Source organism: Actinoplanes sp. ATCC 53533 (assembly GCF_003947245.1).
Map to the genome: position 1 here is coordinate 55,891 of NZ_QHHV01000106.1, position 21,372 is coordinate 77,262.

Annotated in this window: 9 protein-coding genes; 5 read left to right on the forward strand and 4 right to left on the reverse strand. The window is 72.4% G+C overall.

Features of this window, described 5'->3' with window-relative positions:
- Nucleotides 1-57: 57 nt before the first annotated feature.
- The gene (locus DMB66_RS31625; RefSeq protein WP_199752733.1) at nt 58-1,677 is read left to right on the forward strand and encodes an ABC transporter ATP-binding protein; all 1,620 of its coding nucleotides are present in this window, start codon (nt 58-60) and stop codon (nt 1,675-1,677) included.
- Nucleotides 1,674-3,407: an ABC transporter ATP-binding protein gene (locus tag DMB66_RS31630; protein ID WP_125807775.1), complete on the forward strand. Its 1,734-nt coding sequence runs from the start codon at nt 1,674-1,676 to the stop codon at nt 3,405-3,407. The genes DMB66_RS31625 and DMB66_RS31630 overlap by 4 nt, the downstream gene beginning before the upstream one ends.
- A gap of 83 nt (nt 3,408-3,490) precedes the next feature.
- On the opposite strand, the gene DMB66_RS31635 is transcribed toward DMB66_RS31630, so the two are convergent.
- Together DMB66_RS31635 and DMB66_RS31640 are read right to left on the reverse strand one after the other, a co-directional pair.
- Complete coding sequence (locus tag DMB66_RS31635) at nt 3,491-4,012, reverse strand: RICIN domain-containing protein (protein ID WP_125807776.1); 522 nt, start codon at nt 4,010-4,012, stop codon at nt 3,491-3,493.
- 57 nt (nt 4,013-4,069) lie between these two features.
- Entirely contained in the window at nt 4,070-6,844 is a 2,775-nt protein-coding gene (locus DMB66_RS31640) for a BTAD domain-containing putative transcriptional regulator (protein ID WP_125807777.1), read from the reverse strand.
- Nucleotides 6,845-7,017: 173 nt separating this feature from the next.
- Here DMB66_RS31640 and DMB66_RS31645 point away from each other — a divergent pair, with 173 nt between their 5' ends.
- Nucleotides 7,018-8,205 (forward strand): cytochrome P450, encoded by a 1,188-nt coding sequence (locus DMB66_RS31645; protein WP_125807778.1) that lies wholly within the window; start codon nt 7,018-7,020, stop codon nt 8,203-8,205.
- Between the two features lie 151 nt (nt 8,206-8,356).
- On the opposite strand, the gene DMB66_RS31650 is transcribed toward DMB66_RS31645, so the two are convergent.
- Together DMB66_RS31650 and DMB66_RS31655 are read right to left on the reverse strand one after the other, a co-directional pair.
- Nucleotides 8,357-9,607, reverse strand: a complete 1,251-nt coding sequence (locus DMB66_RS31650; protein ID WP_125807779.1) for an alpha/beta hydrolase — start codon at nt 9,605-9,607, stop codon at nt 8,357-8,359.
- Between the two features lie 65 nt (nt 9,608-9,672).
- Entirely contained in the window at nt 9,673-10,977 is a 1,305-nt protein-coding gene (locus tag DMB66_RS31655; protein WP_125807780.1) for an FAD-binding oxidoreductase, read from the reverse strand.
- Between the two features lie 352 nt (nt 10,978-11,329).
- On the opposite strand from DMB66_RS31655, the gene DMB66_RS31660 reads away from it, so the two are divergent.
- Both DMB66_RS31660 and DMB66_RS31665 read left to right on the forward strand, forming a co-directional pair.
- Nucleotides 11,330-11,881, forward strand: a complete 552-nt coding sequence (locus DMB66_RS31660; protein WP_125807781.1) for a hypothetical protein — start codon at nt 11,330-11,332, stop codon at nt 11,879-11,881.
- Between the two features lie 221 nt (nt 11,882-12,102).
- Entirely contained in the window at nt 12,103-21,366 is a 9,264-nt protein-coding gene (locus DMB66_RS31665; RefSeq protein ID WP_158647433.1) for a SpvB/TcaC N-terminal domain-containing protein, read from the forward strand.
- Nucleotides 21,367-21,372: the final 6 nt, after the last annotated feature.

Consider the following 21,372-nt stretch of genomic DNA (forward strand, 5'->3'; position numbering starts at 1 on the left):
GACGTGCGTGGTCCGTTGCCGTACCTGTGGTGGCTGGTCCGCCGGCAGAAGCTGCGGATCGCCGCCGGTGCGCTGCTCGGGTCGCTGTGGATGGTGGGGCTGACGCTCCCGCCGTACCTGCTCTCCCAGGCGATCGACCGCGGCCTGCAGCGGCGCGATCTGCCCGCGCTGGCAGCCTGGGTGGCCGTGCTGTTCGTGGTCGGCGTGGTCAACGCGCTGCTGGCCATCCTCCGGCACCGGACCATGACGAAGATCCGCCTGGACGGCGGCTTCCGCACCGTGCGCGCGGTCATCGCGCACGCGACCCGGCTCGGCGCCGCGCTGCCGCGGCGCATCGGCGCCGGCGAGATCGTCACCATCGGCATCGCCGACGTCTGGGTGCTGGCCCAGGCCCTCACGGTGACCGGGCCGGGCCTCGGCGCCGTGGTCGCCTACGTCGTGGTGGCCGTGCTGCTGCTGAAGATCTCGCCGCTGCTGGCCGTCGTGGTGCTCGCCGGCGTGCCGGTGCTCGCCGTCGTGGTCGGGCCGATGCTGAGCCGGTTACAGCGCGCCGGCGCCCGCTACCGCGACCACCAGGGCGCGCTCGCCGACCGGCTCGTCGACATCCTGTCCGGACTGCGCATCCTCAACGGTCTCGGCGGCAAGGACGCCTACGCCCTGCGCTACCGGCGGGACTCGCAGCGGGTCGCCGAGGAGGGCTACCGGGTCGGCGCGGTGACGAGCTGGATCCAGGCACTCGGCGTCGGCCTGCCCGCGCTGTTCCTGGCCGTGGTGATCTGGCTGGCCGCGCGGATGGCGGCCCAGGGCCAGATCACGGTCGGCGAGCTGGTCGCGGTCTGGGGGTACGCGGCCGTGCTGGTCGTGCCGGTCGCGTTCTTCATCGAGGGCGGGTTCGACATCAGCCGCGCCCTGGTCGCCGGCGGGCGCGTCGTCGGCTTCCTGCGCCTGCCGGCCGACCCGGCGCCGAGCGGGCCCGGCCCGGACGGCCCGGCCGTGCTGCGCGACCCCGAGTCCGGCGTGGTCGTGGTGCCCGGCCGGCTGACCGTGCTGGCCAGCGCCCGGCCCGCCGACGCCGCGGCCGTCGTGGACCGGCTCGGCCGCTACGGCCCGACCGCCGCGACCTGGGGTGGTGCGCGGGTGGAGGCGCTCGCGGTGCGGGACCGGATCCTGGTCGCGGACAACGAGGCATACCTGTTCACCGGCACGCTGGGCGACGTCGTCGCGGGCCGGTCGCCGGTCGACGCCGCGGCGGTGAGCCGCGCGCTGACCGCGGCCGCCGCGGGTGACATCGTGGACGGCCTCGCCGAGGGCACGGCGTCGATCGTCGACACCCAGGGCCGCAACCTCTCCGGCGGCCAGCGCCAGCGCGTCCGGCTCGCCCGCGCGCTCTACGCCGACCCGGAGATCCTGCTCGCCGTCGAGCCGACCTCGGCCGTGGACGCCAACACCGAGGCGACCATCGCGCAGCGGCTGCCCGCGGCCCGCGCCGGGCGGACCACGCTGGTGGCGACGACCTCGCCGGCGCTGCTGGACCGCGCGGACATCGTGCACTACCTGGTCGACGGCTGCCTGGCGGCGACCGGCACCCACCGCGCCCTGCTCGACACCGAGCCCGGCTACCGCTCGCTGGTCACCCGGGCCGCGGGGGAGGACGTCTCGCCGGAGACCGTGCGATGACCACCCTGCCGGTCGCCGGGAGAGCCCACGTGCGCCGGGCCGCGGTCCGGCTGATCCGCGACGACCGGCGGGCGGTCGTGCTGATGGTGCTGCTGAACGCGCTGGCCGCGATCGCCGGGCTGGCCGGCCCGTGGCTGCTGGGCCGGATCGTCGACACCGTGGTCGCCGGCCAGGCCTCGGTGCGCACCGTCGACCACCTCGCCTTCGCGATCCTGCTGTGCACGGTCGTCCAGACGCTGGTGGCCCGCTCGGCGCTCGCGGTCGGCTACCGCTTCGGCGAACGCACCGCGGCCCGGGTCCGCGAGGGCTTCGTCGACCGGGCCCTCGCCCTGCCCGCGTCCGTGGTGGAACGGGTGCCGACCGGCGACCTGGCCGCGCGCGGCACCGGGGACGTCAGCACCGTCGCCGTGACGCTGCGCGACGCGGTGCCCGAGGTGCTCATCGCCGCCGTGCAGGCGCTGTTCGTGCTCGTCGCCGTCTTCCTGCTCGATCCGCTGCTGGGCGTGGTGGCCCTGGCCGGGCTCTCCGCGATCCCGCTGGCGACCCGCTGGTACCTGCGCCGCGCCCGGACGGCCTACCTGGACGAGGGCGCGGCCGGCTCGGCGCTGGCCGACGAGCTCGCCTCGACGATCGCCGGAACCCGCACGGTCGAGGCCCTGGGCCTGCGGGAACGGCGCCGCGCGGTGGGCGACGCCGCGATCGCCCGGGCCCGGCGGACCCGGCTGCGCACGCTGTTCCTGCGCAGCGTGCTGTTCCCCGCGGTGGACGTCTCCTACGTCGTGCCGGTGGTCACCGTGCTGCTGGTCGGCGGCGCGCTGCACATCCACGGGCTGCTCTCGCTCGGCGCCGTCGCGGCGGCCGCGCTCTACCTGCGCCAGCTCGCCGTGCCGCTGGACGCGATCCTGATCTGGCTGGAACAGCTGCAGAGCAGCGGCGCGTCGTTCGCCCGGGTCGAGGGGCTCGCGGTGATCCCGCGCGCGGTGGTGACCGAGCGGCACGCGCCCGACAGCGACCGGATCGAGGCCTGCGGCGTCCGGTACGCCTACGACGGCGGCCGCGACGTCCTGCGCGGCGTCGACCTGACCGTCCGCCCGGGGGAGCGGCTGGCGCTGGTCGGGCCGTCCGGCGCGGGCAAGTCCACCCTCGGTCGGCTGCTCGCCGGCATCGACCGGCCCCGGGCCGGCACGCTGACCGTGGGCGGGGTGGCGATCGCCGAGCTGCCGCCGAGCCTGCTGCGCCGCCAGGTCGTGCTGGTCACCCAGGAACACCACGTGTTCCGCGACGCGGTCCGCGACAACCTCACCCTGGCCGCCCCGGAGGCGTCCGACGACGACCTGCGCTCGGCGCTGGCCATCGTCGGCGCGGACTGGGCCCGCGACCTGCCGGACGGCCTGGACACCCGGCTGGGCGGTGACGGCCTCATCCTCGACGGCGCGCAGGCGCAGCAGCTCGCGCTGGCCCGGGTGGTGCTCGCGGATCCGCACACGGTGGTGCTGGACGAGGCGACGGCCCTGCTGGACCCGACGACGGCGCGGGACGCGGAGCGGTCGCTGGCGGCGGTGCTGCACGACCGCACGGTCATCGCGATCGCCCACCGGCTGCAGACGGCGCACGACGCCGACCGGGTCGCGGTGATGGACGGCGGCCGGCTGGTGGAGCTGGGCACGCACGACGACCTGGTCGCGGCGGACGGGACGTACGCGGCGCTGTGGCGGACCTGGCACGGCTGAGCACTCCGGTCGGCGACAGCGCCTGAACGTCCGGATGACCCGGCGCCGCCGGTCGGCGACGCCGGGTGGGTGGATGGTGCGGGTCACGCGTCGGTGATGCGCCAGAGCTGGTGGCTGGTGTTGTCGAACGGGCGGGTCACCGCCTGGTAGTCCGCCCCGCTGTAGTCGTAGGCGTCCACGTAGCGGCCGCGGCTGCTGACCGACTCCACCCAGAAGTAGCCGCTCGTGTGCTGCCACAGCCGCCAGCGCTGGGTGGTGTTTTGCTGCTCGGGGCGGGTCACCACGCGGTAGTCCAGCTCGGGGATCTCGTGCGCGTCCAGATAGCGGCCGCTGCTCACCTGCTGGAAGGTGTACTCGTTGTTGCCCCAGTCGGTCAGGATCCACCGCTGGGTGTGGTCGTTCTGGCGGGTGCGGGTGACCACGTTGAAGTCCTTGCCCGCGAACTCATGGGCGTCCAGGAACCGGCCCAGGCCGTTCTGGTCCAGCCGAACGATCCGCGTGGCCAGCGCCGCGGCCGGTGCCGCGGCGGCCGGCGCCGCCGCCGTCGTGAGTAACATCGTCATGGCGAAGCCGGCGCCTGCTAACAGCTGCACAAGTCGTCTCATGGGGTCCACGGTGCCGACCCGCCCTGACGTGCCGCTGAAGCGACGCTGACGCCGGCCCTACTCCAGAAGCTTGCCGCGGACGGTCTCAGCGTCGGCGTGCCCGAGCTCGTCGAGGATGATCAGCGCGCGCCGCCAGGCCGCACGGGAACCGGCCCGGTCGCCGGCGGCGCGCCGGGCGTCGGCCAGATGGGACAGCACGATCGTCTCGGCGTACCGGATGCGCAGCCCGCGGATCAGGTCGAGCGACTTCAGATAGCAATCGGCCGCCCGGTCGTGCTCGCCGAGGTTGGCGTGCACGCGACCCAGACTGTCCCAGGCCTGCGCCTCGCCGTGCCGGTCGCCGGTCTCCTCGTGCAGGGCGACGGCGCGGCGGCAATGGTCGAGCGCCTGCTGATGCTCGCCGAGGTGGGTCAGGTACCAGCCGATCGTGTTGTGCCCGTCGGCCTGCCCCGCCCGGTCGGCCGTGGCCTCGTACAGGGTCATCGCCCGGCGTGCGTACGCCAGCGCCTCCGCGTAGCGGCCCTGCCGGTCCAGCACCCAGCCGAGGTTGAGCAGCGTCTGTGCCTGACCCGTGCGGTCGCCGGCATGGTCGAACAGACGCAGGGTGTGCCCGAAATTCTCGGTCGCGTCGTCCGGGCGGTCCAGCTTCGCGTACGCGCGGGCGAGACCCCAGTGAGCGTGTGCCTGACCGACGTCGTCGCGCAGCCGGCGGGCGGCCCCGAGCGCGACACTTTGGACGGCGATCAGGTCATGCCAGTAACTGTGGATGTCGAGGAAGTCCATCATCGTCCAGGCGATCCGCCAACTGTGCCCGGGGAAGCCGGTGCGGGCCGCCGCATCGGCCACCGCCAGCAGCACCGCCCGCTCCGCCGTGTACCAGTCGAGCGCCTGCCCGTAGTCGGCCGGCGGCTCCGGGCTGACACCGGGATGGGCGGCCTCCGCCACGACAGACTGCCGGTGGCCGTCCATCTGCCGCGCGGCGGCGTCGGCGCTGTGCAGGTAGTGGTCGAACATCCGCCGCCGGGCCTCGTCCCGCCCCGCCGCGTCGACCAGAGACTTCGCGTACGCGCGGAGCAGGTCGTGGAAGGTGTAGCGGCCGGGCCGGTGCTCGGTCAGCAGATGCGCCCCGGTCAGCTCGGCCAGCAACGGCCGTGCCGCCGCCGCGGTGCAGCCGCCGAGGCTCGCCGCCGCGGCCCGCGAGATGTCCGGCCCCGGGTGCAGGCCCAACAGCCGGAACAGCCGGGCCGCCGCGACGCTCAAGGTGCGGTAGGACCAGGAGAAGACCGTACGCACGTCGGTGGCCGGGTCGCCACCGTCGAACGGCTCCAGGCTGTCCGCGAACTCATGCAGCTCCGCGGCGATCGCGCTGAGCGGCACGTCCGGGCGGACGGCGGCCCGCGCGGCCACCACGGCCAGGGCGAGCGGCAGGCGTGCGCACCGCTCGATGATCTCGTCGGCCGCGGCCGGCTCCGCGCCTGCCTGCTCCGCGCCGAGGCGGGCGGTCAGCAGATCCCGGGCCTCCGCGACGCTGAGCACATCCAGCGGCACCGGGCGCGCCCCCTCGGCCGCGACCAGCGGGGTGAGCTGATCCCGGCTGGTGATCAGCACCAGGCAGCCGGGCGTGGCCGGCAGCAACGGCCGGACCTGGGCGGCGTCGCGTGCGTTGTCGAGCAGCACGAGGACCCGTTTGCCGGCCAGCACGCTGCGGTAGAGCGCGGCCTGGGCGTCCAGATCGGCGGGGATCCGCTGGGCGGGCACGGCGAACGCGTCCAGGAAACCGCGGACCGCCGTGGCCGGCTCCACCGCCCGGCCCTCGGCCTCGAACCCGCGCAGGTTGACGTAGAGCTGCCCGTCGGGGAACAGCCCCGCCGTCTGGTGCGCCCAATGCACGGCGAGGGCCGACTTGCCCACCCCGGGGGAGCCGCACAGCGTGGCGATCGCCATCGCCTGGTTGCCGGCCCGCACCGGGGCGGTGAGCAGCGCGTCGAGCTGCTTGAGAGGCCGGCGGCGACCGGTGAACCCCGGCACGGCCGCCGGCAGCTGGGCCGGGACGCCGCCGGCCGGACGTACGGTGACCGGCGTCGCCGGCAGATCGAGGACGGCGTCCTGCCGCAGGACGGCGGCCTCCAGCTTTCGCAGCGCCGGGCTCGGCACCACACCCAGATCGTCCGCCAGGCTGACCCGCAGCCGGCGGTAGGCGCCGAGCGCGTCGGCCTGCCGGCCGCTGCGGTAGAGAGCCAGGATGAGCTGGCTGTGGATCTGCTCGCGGTACGGGTGCCGGGACGCCAGGCGTTCCAGCTCCGGCACGAGCGACGTGTGCTCGCCCAGCGCCAGCCGGGCGTCGGTGAACGCCTCCCGGGCCGCCAGCTCCACCTGGTCGAGATGCGCGGCCTGCTCGGCCAGCCAGCGCAGGCCGGTGACGTCGGCGAGCGGCTGCCCTCGCCACAGATCGAGGGCGCCGCGGAGCCGGGACGCCCGGTCGGCGGGATCCGGCGACCGCCGGCCCTCGCTGATCAGCCGCTCGGCGACGGCGAGGTCGGTGGCGTCGTCGGGCAGCTCCAGGGCGTATCCGTGGGACCGCCCGGCGATCACCCCCGGCGCGCCGAAGTCGGCACGCAGCCGGGACACGTGCCGTTGCAACGTGTTCAAGGCGGTCGACGGCGGCGTGCCGTCCCAGACGATGTCGATCAGCCGGTCGGTGCCCACCACGCTGCCGGCGTCCAGCGCGAGCACCGCCAGCAGGGCCTTGCGGCGCAGCCCGGACACCCGGCGGGCCACACCACCCACGGCCAGATCGACCGGTCCGAGCAACCGCACCTGAATCCGGCTCATCCCACCCCCGGATCGAATGCTATCGACCTCCGGCGGACGCGGCCCGACACGGTCGGGCACCGGACTTTCCCTGACTCGGCCGAGCGAACACGGTGAGTAGCCGGGATTCCGCTCTTGGTTATCGGTACGGCAGACTCGGTGGCGACACTCGTCAATGTGCCGGGAGGTTTCGCATGCCCTTCCTCGATGTCGTCGATCCGGCGTTCGACTTCACCTCGCCGGAGGCGCTGGCCGCGCAGGCCGCTGACTGGTACGCCGACAGCCCGCTCGGTCTGCTGGTGCTGCGCTACGCCGAGACGCAGGAACTGCTGCGCGACCGCCGGCTGGACCACGGCGGCGACGGCTATCTGCGGCGCAACGGCATCACCTCCGGGCCGATCCACGACTGGTGGGTGCCGATGATCGTCAACCACGACGGTGCCGACCACCGCCGGCTGCGCGGCCTGGTCGGCCGGGCGTTCACGCCCCGCACCATCGACCTGCTGCGGCCGTTCATCCGGGCGAAGGCGGCGGAGCTGGCCGACGAGATCGAGGCCGCCGGCCAGGCCGAGTTCGTCGACGCGTTCGCCAACCGGCTGCCGCTGGCGGTCATGTGCGAACTGCTCGGTGTGCCCGCCGAGGACTACGCCACGTTCAGCGTCTGGACCAGCGACATCGGCATGGTCTTCAGCCTCGCGGCGGGCGGCGACGCGGCCGCGCGGGTCGAGCGGGCGGTCGCGGGCCTGGACGGCTATGTGGAGGCGCTGATCGACGACAAGGCCAAGCATCCGGCGGACGACCTGATCTCCGACATGGTCGCGGCCTGGCGGGCCGAGCGGACGGTCACCCGGGAGGAGCTTCGCAATCTGCTGGTCACGCTGGTGTTCGGCGCGCACGACAACACCCGCCACCAGTTCTCCAACACGATGGTCACCTTCGCCGAGCACCCCGCACAGTGGACGTTGCTGCGCGACCGGCCGGAGCTGGCCGAGCAGGCCGTCCGGGAGGCGATGCGCTGGCGGCCGTCGGCGGCGACCGTGTTCCGCCGCGCGGCCGAGGATTTCGAGTTCCGCGGCATGCCCATCGCCGCGGGCACGTTCCTGACCATGGCCGTGCAGGCCGCCCAGCGGGACCCGCGCGCTTATCCCGGCGGCGACGCGTTCGACATCACCGCTGTGCGTACGGCTCCGCTGCTGCAGTTCGGTGCCGGGCCGCACTACTGCCTCGGCACCGCGCTGGCCCATGCCGAGCTGGGTGAGGCGCTGCCGGTCCTCGCCCACCGGTTCGGCCCGCCGGTCATCGCCGGCGAGGTGACCTGGCGGCCGGCGTTCGGCATCCACGGCCCGAACGAACTCCCGCTGCGGTTCGCGGAGCCGGCCTGACCGCCCGGCAGCCGGCACACGCGCGGGCCGGCCACCGGATCCGCCGGTGGCCGGCCCGCCCGGTCGGAGGTCTACCAGGCTGTTGCCCGTGAGATGACCGGGCGTTCATCCCGCCGCCGCACAGCCGGGTCGCCCGTGCGGCGGTTGCGGGTCACTTCACGTGCTGGTCCAGGAAGCGGGTGAGCACGGGCCGGCTGATCTGGGTGGCGAAGCCGCCGTACAGGCCGTCGAAGGAGTGTTCGGTGGCCGGCAGCGTGAGCACGGTGTTCGGTACGCCTGCCGCGTCGAGCCGGGCCGCGAGGTCGGTGGCCTGGCCGGCGGGGACGACGCTGTCGTGTTCGCCCTGCAGGATGAGCGTCGGCGGCAGGCCGGGCCGCACGTAGGTGACCGGCGAGTTGCGCCGGTAGCGGTCGGGCACCGCGCCGGGCGTACCGCCGAGATAGGTTTCGATCATGCCCCGGGCGTCGGTGCTCTTCGTGTCGCGGTGCGCGGTGGTCAGGTCGGTCGGCCCGTAGAATTCCACCACCGCGCGCACCGAGGTGTCGCCGACGGCGCAGCTCGCCGGCACGGCGTCGTCGCCAGCCGTGTAGGCGACCAGCGTGGCGAGGTTGGCGCCGGCGGAGTTGCCGCCGAGCACGATGCGGTCGGGGTCGACGCCGTGCCGGGCGGCGTTGGCGCGGACCCAGCCGACGGCGCACTTGACGTCGCCGGGAGCCTTCTCCCACCCGGGGTCGCCGGCCGTGGAAAGGCGGTAGTCCACGGCGAAGACGGTGAGCCCCTGACTGGTGAGCCACTGGAAGTAGGCCGGCATCTGGGCGCGGTCCCCGCTGACCCAGCCACCGCCGAACACGTAGATCATGGCGGGCCGTGGGCCTGCTGTTCCTCCGGGCTGCCAGACGTCCACCTTCAGTGCGACGCCGTCCACTGTCGCGTAGGTCTCGGTCGCCGACGGCGCGGCGGTGCCGCCGTCGGGGCCGGTGAAGTAGGCGGGCAGGGAGAGGGCGACGGCATTCGCCGCGGCGGTGCGCCACAGCAGCACGGAGGGCACCGCCGCGCCGAGAACCAGCAGAATCGTCAGTGCCCCGGCCACGCCGGACCACCGCCTCCGGCCGGTGCGCCAGGCGCGCCACAGCAGCAGGCCGCCGAGCAGAGCGGGTACGAGCAGGTACAGGTTGAACGAGTAGGCGCTGATGGCGAGGCCGAGCAGCAGCGGGCCGGGTGCCGTCGGCAGGGCCAGGCCGAGCAGCGCCGCCGCGGCGATGATGGTCCACACGGCCGCGGCCACCCGGTACGGCCAGCGGCCCCGGACCCGGACCGATTCGTTGATGACGTTCATGATGATGATCGTCGGGCTCGGGGCCGGGGCGAACAACGCCAGTTTCCGCAGCGTTCGATTAGCCACCGGTTAACGGTCGACCCGACGTGCTCGCCTCATTCCCGGTGTTGGCCAGGGTGGTCATCGTGCCTTCACCGGTGGGTCGGGAAGTTGCTGCGGAAGACGTTGTGTGGATCGTGGTGCCGCTTGATGTCGCGGAGGCGATCGAGCACGGCCGGGGTGAAGGCGTCGGCCACGCTCTCGCCGGGGTTGAGGAAGGTGTAGGGCTTGCGGCCGCTGATGGGCAGCGCGGCGGCGAGCGCGGCCTGCTTGCCGGTGACAGCTTCGGCGGTGGCCGGGTCGGTGGGGATACCGAACAGGTACAGGGCGTACGGCTCGGTGAGCGGGCCGTGCGGACCGTCGGACGGCCGGGTGAATCCGCCGCCAAGATGCCGGATCTGCACGCTCAGCAGCGGGGCGATCGGCTCCGCCAGCAGGGTCTTGACCGCGGCGTCGCCGAGGTCGGTCAGCAGTTCGCCGTGCGACAGACCCGGGCCGGGATCGGTGGGTTCCGCGGTGATGCCGCCGAGCTCGGAGACCGCCATCATGCGCCTGCCGTCGGACAGCGGAGCGGGCAGCCGGTCCAGCGGGCCGAGCAGGACCAGAGCCTCGCTCTCCGCGCCCAGATAGGTGGCGTCGACGGCGACCATCGGGTCGGCGCCGGGAAAATGCAGCAGGTCCAGCCAGACCGTCAGCTCGGGTGGGGCGGTGCTGGTGATCCGCAGATAGGCGTCCATGACGTCCGGGGCGTGCTCGGCGGCCCACAGCATCCGGCCGCCGTACAGGCTCGGGGCGGGGTGCAGGGCCAGTTCGAGGGCGGTGACGATGGCGAAGTCGCCGCCCGCGCCGCGCAGCGCCCAGCACAGGTCGGGGTCGGTGCCGGCGGTGATGTGCCGCTGACGGCCTTCGCTGTCGACGATGTCGAAGGCGGTGACGCTGTCGGCGACCCAGCCGTGGGCGCGGCCGAACCAGCTCAGCCCGCCGCCGAGGGCGACCCCGGCGACGCTCACCACCGGGGAGCTGCCGGGAAGGCCGGTCAGGCCGTACGGCGCGGTGCCGGCCTGGAGCCGGCCGGACGATACGCCCGCGCCGACGCGGGCACGCCGGGTCGCCGGATCGACCTCCAGGGCCTGCAGCCGTGCGGTACGCAGCAGGATCGTGTCGTCGGTGCGCCCGGTCGCGCCGTGGCCGCTGGGTTGCGTCGCGATGGCCCTCCCGGTGCGGCGGGCGTGCCGGACGAGCGCGGCGATGTCGTCGGCGTCGGCGGCCTCGACCACGGCCGCCGCCGGCTGCTCGATCGCCAGGTTCCACGGGCGGCGGGCGGCGTCGAAGCCGGGGTCGCCGGGCAGCCAGACCCGGCCACGGACGACGGAACGCAGGATATTCAGGTCATTCATGAGTGGTCTGCTCCTCGGAGGACGGGAGGCGGCGTTCGCCTGGGACCACGATCGCCCCGATCATCGGTGCGGAACAATGCGAAAGATCGAAACGCCGGTTGAGCCGTGGGTTATCGTTCGGTGCCGCGGATCCGTCGATGAGAGCGCGTTTCTTGTTCGATCCGAATGGGGGTCGGGCGATCGGGTGACTTCCGGCCCGGGAGGACGGAAGATTCCCCTTTCAGCTCAGCTGCGACCGCGGTGGACCCGATCGGGACGGCAATGCGCATTGCGTCGCCGGGATGCGCTGTGCCAACCTGGCCGCCGGATCAGCCGCGGGCCTCCGCCGGCGGCGACAGCAGAAGGCAGTCGAGTGAATTCGAAGCATTCCAGGCGCGACACCGCGGGCAGATTTCTCGCCGGCGTTGTTCTCACGCTCTCCCTCGCCGGCATGTCAGGCTGCGGCTTTATGGGCGACGGGCCAAGACGCGATCCCATCGGAGGCGTCGACCTTCAAGGCTTCTGCGACGACCGTTCTTTCGAAATATTCGACGAAGCCGGCGCGAGCGTGACCTGCCACGAGAATATCGACCTGCTTGCCGCCTGTAAGCGTGAATACAACGACGCGGTGATGTTCAAGCTGAAGGATCCGGCCAACCCCAAGACCGGCCTCTGTTACAAGCGCATGGATGCGTCCAGTGACGCGTCTCTGGGTGGTATCAAGGACATGACCGGCTACTGCGGGAAGGTGTATCCGGGTCCCGGCGAAGCCATCGACAACCGAGTCCGCGCGGAACTTGTCGGCAAGACCTGGCAGTGCCGCATGCCGGTGGATGTCTCGGCCGTCTGCGTCGGGCAGCACAACGACATGAAGCTGTGGGCGGATCGCGTCGACAACCTCTGGCACTGCTACCGGAAGGAGTAGTTCCGCGCGGACCGGGCCCGCGACCGGTCGGACGGCCTGGACACCCGGCTCGGCGGCGACGGCCTCGCCCGCGAAAGTCAAGCATCGATAGAGTCGGATGCCCGACATCGGAAGACATCGTTTGTTTTCTATGTCTGCGGTAGTGCCTCGCTCTAACGTGGACGATGGCCGCCGGCGGCATCCTCGGCCACCGAGTCCGGCGGGCCCTCGGGGAGGACGTCATGTCCCGCATCCAGTCCCGTCGCCCGGTCCTGATCGCCGTCGTCCTGCTGCTGATGCTCGCCCTGGCCGTGCAGGCCGGCGCGGTCGGCGGCACCGGGCGGGACCAGGCGCCGGCCGGCCTCGGCACACCGACCGGGCCGTTCACCCAGGACCCGCGGCGCACCATCCTCGCCGCCGCTGCCGCCCAGCCGCTGTGCGCGGCGGCGGACCTGCCGGCCGCCGCGAGCGCGGTGGCCGAGCCGCGGAAGCATCTGCTGCTCTCGCACGACGACGCGGGGCTGGCCTTCGCCCCGGSCTCGGTGAAAGCGCGCACCGCCATCCAGGCGCGGTCGCTGTGCGCCGGCGACCTGCCCGAGCTGGACTCCGGGATGACCAACGTGACCGCCGGTCCGCGCCGGGGGTACCGGTTCCTCCCGCACGCCACGTTCGCCGGTGATCTCGAGGTCAGTCTGCCGTACGATCCGGCCCTGATCCCGCCCGGCCAGACCCACAAGGACGTGCGGGTCTTCTTCTTCGACGAGAAGGCGAAGGTCTGGACGGCGCTGCCGGGCACCGAAGTGGACACCGCCTCGGCGACCGTGCGCAGCACCACCGACCACTTCACCGACATGATCGCGGCCACCGTCACGGTGCCGGACCACCCCGAGACGGCCAGCAACGACCCGACCAGCATCAAGAACATCAGCACCGCCGACCCGTCGGCCGCGATCAACCTGATCGAGCCGCCGACGGTGAGCAGCGACGGCGCCGCGCGGGTCAGCTATCCGCTGGAGGTGCCGCCGGGCCGCGCCGAGATGGCACCGCAGCTCGCCCTCGGCTACTCGTCCGGCCAGCCCGGCGGCTGGGTCGGCACGGGCTGGGACCTGGCGCTGCCGGCCGTCTCGGTGGAGACCCGCTGGGGCGTGCCGCGCTACGGGGCCGCCAAGGAGACCGAGACCTACCTGCTCAACGGCTCCGAGCTGACGCCGGTCGCGCACCGCGGCGAGCAACCGGCGCGGACTGCGGAGAAGGTGTTCCACACCCGCACCGAGGGCGACTTCAGCCGGATCGTGCGCCACGGCGACAGCCCGGCCACGTACTGGTGGGAGGTCACGGCCAAGGACGGCACCCGGAGCATCTTCGGCGGCACGCCGGAGGCGCGCCTGGCCGACGGCGCGGGCAACATCTTCCGCTGGCCGGTGCGCGAGGTCCGCGACCTCAACGGCAACACCATCACCTACTCGTACGCCACCGTGTCCGACCCGGGCGTGGCCGGCGGGACCGTGCCGGGCGTGCAGATCTACCCGAAGTCCATCAACTACACCGGTTTCGGCGACCAGCCCGGCGCGTACACGGTGACCTTCGTCCGCGACCGTGAGCTGCCCGGTTGGCAGCGCCGCCCGGATGTGGAGATCAGCGCCCGCGGCGGGTTCAAGATGGTCACCGCCGACCTGCTCAGCCGGGTCGAGGTGCGGCGCGGCGAGCAGCAGGTCCGGCGCTACGACCTGACGTACACCCGGGGCGCGTTCGGCAAGTCGCTGCTGGCCGAGGTGACCCAGTTCGGCAGCGACGGCACCGCGTTCCACACCAACCGCTTCGGCTACCACGACGACGTGCGTGACGACGCCGGCGGCTATGCCGGTTTCGCCGCGGCCGGCACCTGGCAGACCGGCGACGACGACGTCAGCGTCAGCCTGCTCGGCCGGGGCCAGGCCAGCGCCCTGGGCGGCACCCGTACGTCGAGCACGGGCGGGCACGCGTACGCCGGCTTCAACCCGTCCGTGGGCCAGAAGCAGGGCTCGGCCGGCGCGAAGGTCGGCTTCACCTCGGGCGACGCCGAGGGTGTGCTCACCATGATCGACCTGAACGGCGACGGCCTGCCGGACAAGGTGTTCAAGAAGGGCGACGCCGTCTCGTTCCGGCTGAACACCTCGGGCCCGGACGGCTCGACCGACTTCGCCGCCACCGCCACCCGGGTGCCCACCCTGCCCGCGTTGTCCCGCGAGCGCACCAGCACCAAGTCGGCCGGCGCGGAGCAGTACCTGGTCGGCAACGCGTTCGTGAACAAGTCCCGGACCGACACCAGCAGCTCCACGTACTTCGCCGACGTCAACGCGGACGGCCTGCCCGACCTGGTGGACAACGGCGTGGTCCGGTTCAACCGGCTGGGCACCGACGGCGTGCCCACCTTCGGCACGGACAGTTCGGGCACCCCGGTGCCGATCGAGGACGGCGTCGCCGACCCGGTCCCGCCGCCGGCCCCGGATCCCGAGCAGGAGTTCCCGCTGGTCGACACCGTGCGCCGGTGGACCGCGCCGTTCGACGGGCGGGTCGCGATCACCGGCGACGTCAACCTGGTCCGCGACGACAGCCCGGCGCGTGCCGGGCACGCGGCGGACGGCGTACGCGTGGCGGTGCAGCACGGCGGCACCGAGCTGTGGTCGGCGCGCATCGAGGGTGCCGACTACGCGCCGCGTACCCCGGAGAACGTGGGGTCGATCGCCGTGCGTGGCGGCGACCACCTCTACTTCCGCGTCGGCTCGGTCGACGACGGCGCGTTCGACCAGGTCGCCTGGGACCCGCAGGTCGGGTATCTGGACGCGGCGCCGGCGCCCGACGTGAACGGCCTGGACGTGTACCGCTACCGCGCGTCCGAGGACTTCGTGCTCGCCGGCCGGCGCGGCTCGCACGTCCTCGCGCCGCTCAACGGCACCGTGCGGCTCTCCGGGGCGCTGACCAAGTCGGTGGCCACCACCGACGACGTCACCGTGCTGGTGATCAAGAACGGCGAGACGGTCGCCAGCGAGCGGATCGCGGCCGCCGTCACCGGCACGGTCGACGTCGGCCGCGACCTGGCGGTCGCCAAGGAAGACAAGATCGAGCTACGGGTACGGGTGGACTCGCCGATCGACGTGACCGCCGTGCGGTGGCGGCCGCGCATCGCCTACGTCGCCTCCCCGGAACTGCCCGAGGTGAACGACGAGAACGGCGACCCGCTGGTCCAGTTGCACCCGCCGTTCGACATCGACATGTACGCCCCGGTCGCCGCCAGCGGCCCGCAGCAGCCGTGGCGCGTGCCGCAGACCGGCACCGTACGCCTGACCCCGCGGCTCACCGCCGAGGGCGACGGCGGCTCGGTGATCTTCACCGTCAAGCGCCGCGGCGAACTGGTCGCCAAGCACACCGTGCCGGTCGGCGGCGACGCGTCGTTCGACCTGGAAGTCACCGCGGACGACGAGCTGTACCTGGACTTCTCGGTGGCCGACCCGGCGCTCGCCAAGCGGCTGTCCGAGCCGCGGGTCGAGGTGCGCCCGGCCGGCGCACCGGAGGACGAGCCGGTGCTCGCCCCGGCCACCCTGCACGCCGCCGCGGTTCCCGGCATCTTCGCCACGCCGTACCGCGGCTGGGCGTACGCCGGATACAACGGCCAGGGCGACCGGGCGACCGCCCCGATCGCCGAGGCCGAGCTGGCGAAGCCCTTCAACGAGGAGTCCACTTTCGACCCGTTGACCGCGCCCGCCCACCCGTTCCTGCCCTTCCCCGAGCAGGACTCGTGGCGCGGGACGGATGACGAGGGCTGGGTGCGCGCCGGAACGGTGAGCAGCTCCCGCTTCGGCCCGGACCCCATCGGGCCGGACGCCGAGCCGGCGGCGGTGGCGGCGGCGAGCCGGGCCGTGACCCGGCGCAGCAGCGCGAGCCAGACCGCGGTCGGCGGCGGCGCGTCGTTCCTCTCCGGTTCGGTGTCCAAGGGCGACACCTCCGGCGACACCGAGTTCCTGGATCTCAACGGCGACCGCTACCCGGACGTCGTCAGCGGCGGCAAGGTGCAGTACACGACGCCCGGCGGCGGGCTGGAGAGCGCCGCCCGGCCGGTGGACGGCCTGGGCAAGCCCCGGCAGGGCAAGGCATCCGCGCTGAACGTGGGTGTCGGCGGCAGCCCGGCCGCGTTCTTCGCCAACTCCTCCGGCGACGTCGACACCGGGCAGGGCAGCCGGCGCAGCAACGGCACCGGCACCCAGATGACCCCGCTCGGTCTCAACGGCGGGCTCGGCGCCGGCGACTCCACCCCGGCCACCGACCTGATCGACGTCAACGGCGACGGCCTGCCCGACCGGGTCTCGTCCGGCGGCGGCAAGCTGACCGTGGCGCTCAACCTCGGTTACGGCTTCGCGCCGGCCGAGCCGTGGGGCGACGCCGCCCTCAACGCGGGCGGCAGCGAGAACGGCTCGATCGGCGCCTCGCTCGGCTTCAACCGCGGCATCTACGACTTCGCCGGCGGCCTCTCGCTGAGCAAGGACAAGTCGCAGACCAGCCAGACCCTGCTCGACCTCAACGGCGACGGCCTGCTGGACCGGGTCCGCCCGGGCGGCGCCCAACTGCGGGTGGGCTTCAACACCGGCAACGGCTTCGCCCCGGACGTCGCCTGGGGCGGCGCGCTCAGCGGCGTGTGCGCCGACGACACCCGGCTGGGCGTCTCCGACATCGACTGGGACAAGGCCCGGATCTGCTCGGGCAGCACCGGCCTGGGCGCCGGCGTCTACTTCACCATCCCGATCGGGCCGCTCTGCCTGTTCGCCTGCTACATCATCATCAACCCGGGCGCGGACACCAGCCGGAACATGGCCCGCGAGGAGGCCTCGCTGCGCGACGTCGACGGCGACGGGTACGCCGACCACGTCGCCAGCACCCGCGACAGCAGCATGCGGGTGGCGCTGAACAAGACCGGCCGCACCAACCTGCTCAAGTCGGTGCAGCGCCCGCTCGGCGCCACGATCACCCTCGACTACCGCCGGTCGGGCAACACAGTGGACGCTCCCGACTCGCAGTGGGTGCTGTCCCAGGTGGACGTCTTCGACGGGCACCGCGGCGACGGCGCGGACACCCGGCGCACCACGTACGCCTACGAGGGCGGCGTCCTCGACCGCCGGGAGCGCACGTTCCTGGGCCACGCCAAGGTCGTCGAGCAGCACCGCGACCCGGCCCGGTCGAACGCCGTCTACCGGACCATCACCACCGAGTACCGCACCGACAGCGTCTACACGGCCGGGCTGATCTCCCGCCGGACCACGGCGGACGCCGCCGGGCGCAAGTTCACCGAGACCGTGCACAGCTACCGGCTGCGCGACGTGGCCACCGGCGCCGAGGTCACCGATCCCCGCAGCCTGACCGCGACCGTGTTCCCCGAGCCGGTGCGCACCGACCGGCGGTTCTACGAGGGCGGCACGACCGCGGCGAAGAGCACGTTCAGCACGACGGCGTACGACGCGCTCGGCAACGTCGCCAAGGCGTTCGACGCCGGTGACGCCGGCACACTGGACGACACCGAGACGACGTACGGCTACGCGAACTGCCTCGGCTCGTACGTGGTCGGCGCCGGGACCAGCATCGCGGTGACCGCCCCCGGCCGGGCCGGCAAGGAGCTGCGCCGGCGGGCGGCCGACGTGGACTGCGCCTCCGGCGACGTCACGCAGGTGCGCGAGACGCTGGCGGCGAGCGGCGCGGACGCGGTCGCGGTCACCGACCTGGAGTACTTCCCGACCGGGCTGCTGCGCACGGTCACCGGGCCGAAGAACGCCAAGGGACAGCGGTACAAGCTGACCTACGAGTACGACACCGAGGTGCAGACCTATGTCACCCGGGTGCTGGACAGCTTCGGGCTGTACTCCTCCAGCGCGTACGACCTGCGGTTCGGCGCCGTGCAGCGGTCGGTCGACACCAACGGCAACATCACCGACACCGCGTACGACGAGTTCGGCCGGGCCACCTCAGTCGTCGCCCCGTACGAGCAGGGCGGCGACACGCCGACCATCCGCTTCGAGTACCACCCCGAGGCGGACGTGCCCTGGGCGCTGACCCGGCACCTGGACAAGTTCCGCAGCGCCACCGACACCATCGACACGGTCACGTTCACCGACGGCCTGGGCCGCAGCATCCAGACCAAGAAGGACGCGTCGGTATACACCGGCCCGGACTCGGCGCCGCAGGACACGATGACGGTCTCCGGCCGGGCCGAGGTCGACTTCCTCGGCCGCACGGTCGCCACCTCCTACCCGGTGACCGAGCCGGTCGGCACGCCCGGCGTGTTCAACGCCGACGTCGACGCCGAGCAGCCGACCCGGATCAGCTACGACGTGCTGGACCGCGGCACCCGGATCACCCTGCCGGACGGCAGCGTCACCCGGACCGCGTTCGGCTTCGGGGCGGACCGGGCCGGGGTCACCCAGTTCCGCACGGTCACCGTCGACGCGGGCGGCTCCGAGAAGCGCACCTTCCACAACGTCCGGGACCTGGTCACCGGCGTGCAGGAGCCGCACGTCGCGCCGTCCGGGCTGCCGTCCACGATCTGGACCAGCTACGCCTACGACCCGCTGAACCAGCTCGTCGAGGTCCGCGACGACAAGGACAACCTGAGCAAGACGGAATACGACCTGGCCGGCCGCCGGATCAGCACCACCACCCCGGACGGCGGGCGCACCGACAACGTGTACGACACCGCCTCGAACGTGGTCGCCAAGGTCACCGCGAACCTGCGGGACAAGAACAAGAAGATCACCTACACGTACGACTTCAACCGGCTCGAGCGCATCACCTACCCGATCAACAGCAAGAACAACATCACCTACAAGTACGGCCTGCCGGGCGCCCCGGAGAACACGGCCGGCCGGGTGACCACCATCCTGGACGGCGCCGGACAGCAGGAGTTCGGCTACGGCCGGCTCGGCGAGAAGGTCCGCGAGACCCGCACGGTGGGCGCCCACGACGACGACTTCTCCCTGGTCGTCGACACGTCGTCGGTCCGGAAGTCCTACACGACCCGCTACCTCTACGACACCTTCGGCCGGTTGCAGGACCTGACCTACCCGGACGGCGAGAAGCTGACCTACGCCTACGACTCCGGCGGCCAGGTGCGGGCGGCCTCCGGGTCGAAGACCGGGCACACGTACGCGTACGTGAACCGGCTGGAGTACGACAAGTTCGACCAGCGGGTGCTGCAGGAGGCCGGCAACGGGACGCGCACCGAGTACACGTACGGCGCCGAGGACCGCCGGCTGGCCACCCTGGCGGCGACCGGCGTCCAGGGCCAGTTCCAGAACCTGAGCTACGGCTACGACCCGGTCGGCAACGTCAAGTCGATCGTCAACGACGTCGCGGTGCGCCCGCGCACCGCCGACAGCATCGCGACCGGGCCGACCTACCAGGCCTTCCGGTACGACGACCAGCACCGCCTGCTGGAGGCCAACGGCAGCTACGTGGCGGACCCGGCGAAGACCGACGAGTACCAGGTCATCCTGAACTACGACTCGATCGACAACATCGTCGGCAAGTGGCAGCGCCACGAGTTCGTCAAGACCGACTCCGGCGACCGCGAGCGGCAGGACAAGACCAGCTACGACTGGGTCTACCACTACGAGGGCCGGCAGCCGCACGCGGCCAACAAGATCGGCGACACCTCGTACGGCTACGACCTGAACGGCAACCAGACCAAGCGCGGCGACCGCGACCTGGACTGGGACGAGGAAAACCAGATCCGCAGCATCGACGACGACGATGACAGCGAATACAAGTACGACGCCTCCGGCACCCGCGTGGTCAAGGACGAGGACGGCAGCGAGACCGCGTACGTCAACCAGTACTTCACCCTGCGCAACGGGGAGAAGGGCACCAAGCACGTCTTCGTCGGCACCAACCGGATAGCGTCCAAGGTGGTCCGCACGGGCGATCACAAGGACCCGGCGCCGTACGAGAAGGACCAGTTCTTCTTCCACGTCAACCACATCGGCAGCAGCACGGACGTCACCGACGCCGACGGCAAACTGGCCCAGCACCACGAGTACTTCCCGGGTGGCGAGGGCTGGGTCAGCGAGTCGAAGCACTACGACCCCGACCCGGAATACCGGTTCGCGGGCAAGGAACTCGACAAGGAGACCGGGCTCTACTACTTCGGCTCGCGCTACTACGACCCGCGTACCGGTGCCTGGCAGAGCCCGGATCCGCTGGCCGAGGGCTACCTGGGCGGCGGGCCGCAGGGCGGGGTGTTCAACCCGGACAACCTCAACTCGTACGCCTTCGGCTACCAGAACCCGCTGAAGTACACCGACCCCGGCGGCGCGCTGCCCAGCCCGTTCCAGCTGCTCAGCATCGGCAGCGGCGTCGTCAGCTTCGTGCAGAACGTCCGCGAGGGCAACTACGGCGCGGCGGTCGTGGACGCGGCCGGCGTGGCCCTGGACACGGCGACCTTCTTCACCCCGATCCCCAGCGCGGCGGGCACGGTGGTCAAGGCGGTCCGCGGCGTCGACAAACTGGCCGACGGAGTCCGCACGGCGGACAAGGTCGGTGACACGGCCAAGCTCTCGAACCAGGCCGGCGACGCGTCCACGGTGGTCAAGAGCGGGGCCAAGTCCCAGGCGGACGAGGCGGGATCGACCGCGGCCACCAAGGGCGCCGACTGCCTGACGAACAGCTTCGCCCCGGGAACGCTGGTCCTGATGGCGGACGGCTCCCGCAAGCCGATCGAGCAGGTCGAGGTCGGCGATCTCGTGCTGGCCACCGACCCGGAAACCGGCAAGACGGTGAAGAAGAGGGTAACCGCGGCGATCATCGGCCAGGGCGTCAAGGACCTGATCGACATCGCGATCGAATCCGGCGGCTCGGTCCGCACGGTGACGGCGACCGCCGGCCACCCGTTCTGGGTCTCCGAACTCGGCCGGTTCGTCGACGCGGCGGACCTACCGGTCGGCGGATCCCTGCTGACCGGAGACAGCAGGACGGCTCGGATCACGGCTACCACCGCGTCATCCGGCCTGGCGCAGGTGTACAACCTGACGGTCGATGAGATCCACACCTACTACGTGCTTGCCGGGGACTCGCCGGTCCTGGTCCACAACTGCGGCGGTACCCGGACGGCGCCCAGCGGCCAGCCACATTCCAAGAAGTGCCAATGCGCCGAGGGCGAGAAGCCGCGCATCGTCCGCAACGAGGGTGGGAGACTCGGCAAGCCGGCGACTCGTCAGCAAGACGTCGACCTCCAGAACGAACTCATGGACCTCAATCCGGACTGGAAGCACGTCGCGGGTGGCACCAAGCCGCAAAAGGCCGTATACGGACCGGAGGGTGACTACAAGTTCCCCGACCTGACGTTCCAGAAGCCCGACGGGTCGAACGTCTTCGCCCAGACCGCGGACGTAGGAGCCGACGGGCTACTGACAACGCGCGAGCTCGACAACGCGGCCGCTATCGGGAAATGGGGCCAAGGACCGGTGATTACCGTGCCCAAGGCTCGATAGCGGGGA

Bases quoted from the DNA above. Each gene is read 5' to 3' on its own strand.
- DMB66_RS31645 (WP_125807778.1), top strand. From the start codon at position 7,018: ATGCCCTTCCTCGATGTCGTCGATCCGGCGTTCGACTTCACCTCGCCG.
- DMB66_RS31635 (WP_125807776.1), bottom strand. From the start codon at position 4,012: ATGAGACGACTTGTGCAGCTGTTAGCAGGCGCCGGCTTCGCCATGACG.
- DMB66_RS31640 (WP_125807777.1), bottom strand. From the start codon at position 6,844: ATGAGCCGGATTCAGGTGCGGTTGCTCGGACCGGTCGATCTGGCCGTG.
- DMB66_RS31630 (WP_125807775.1), top strand. From the start codon at position 1,674: ATGACCACCCTGCCGGTCGCCGGGAGAGCCCACGTGCGCCGGGCCGCG.
- DMB66_RS31655 (WP_125807780.1), bottom strand. From the start codon at position 10,977: ATGAATGACCTGAATATCCTGCGTTCCGTCGTCCGTGGCCGGGTCTGG.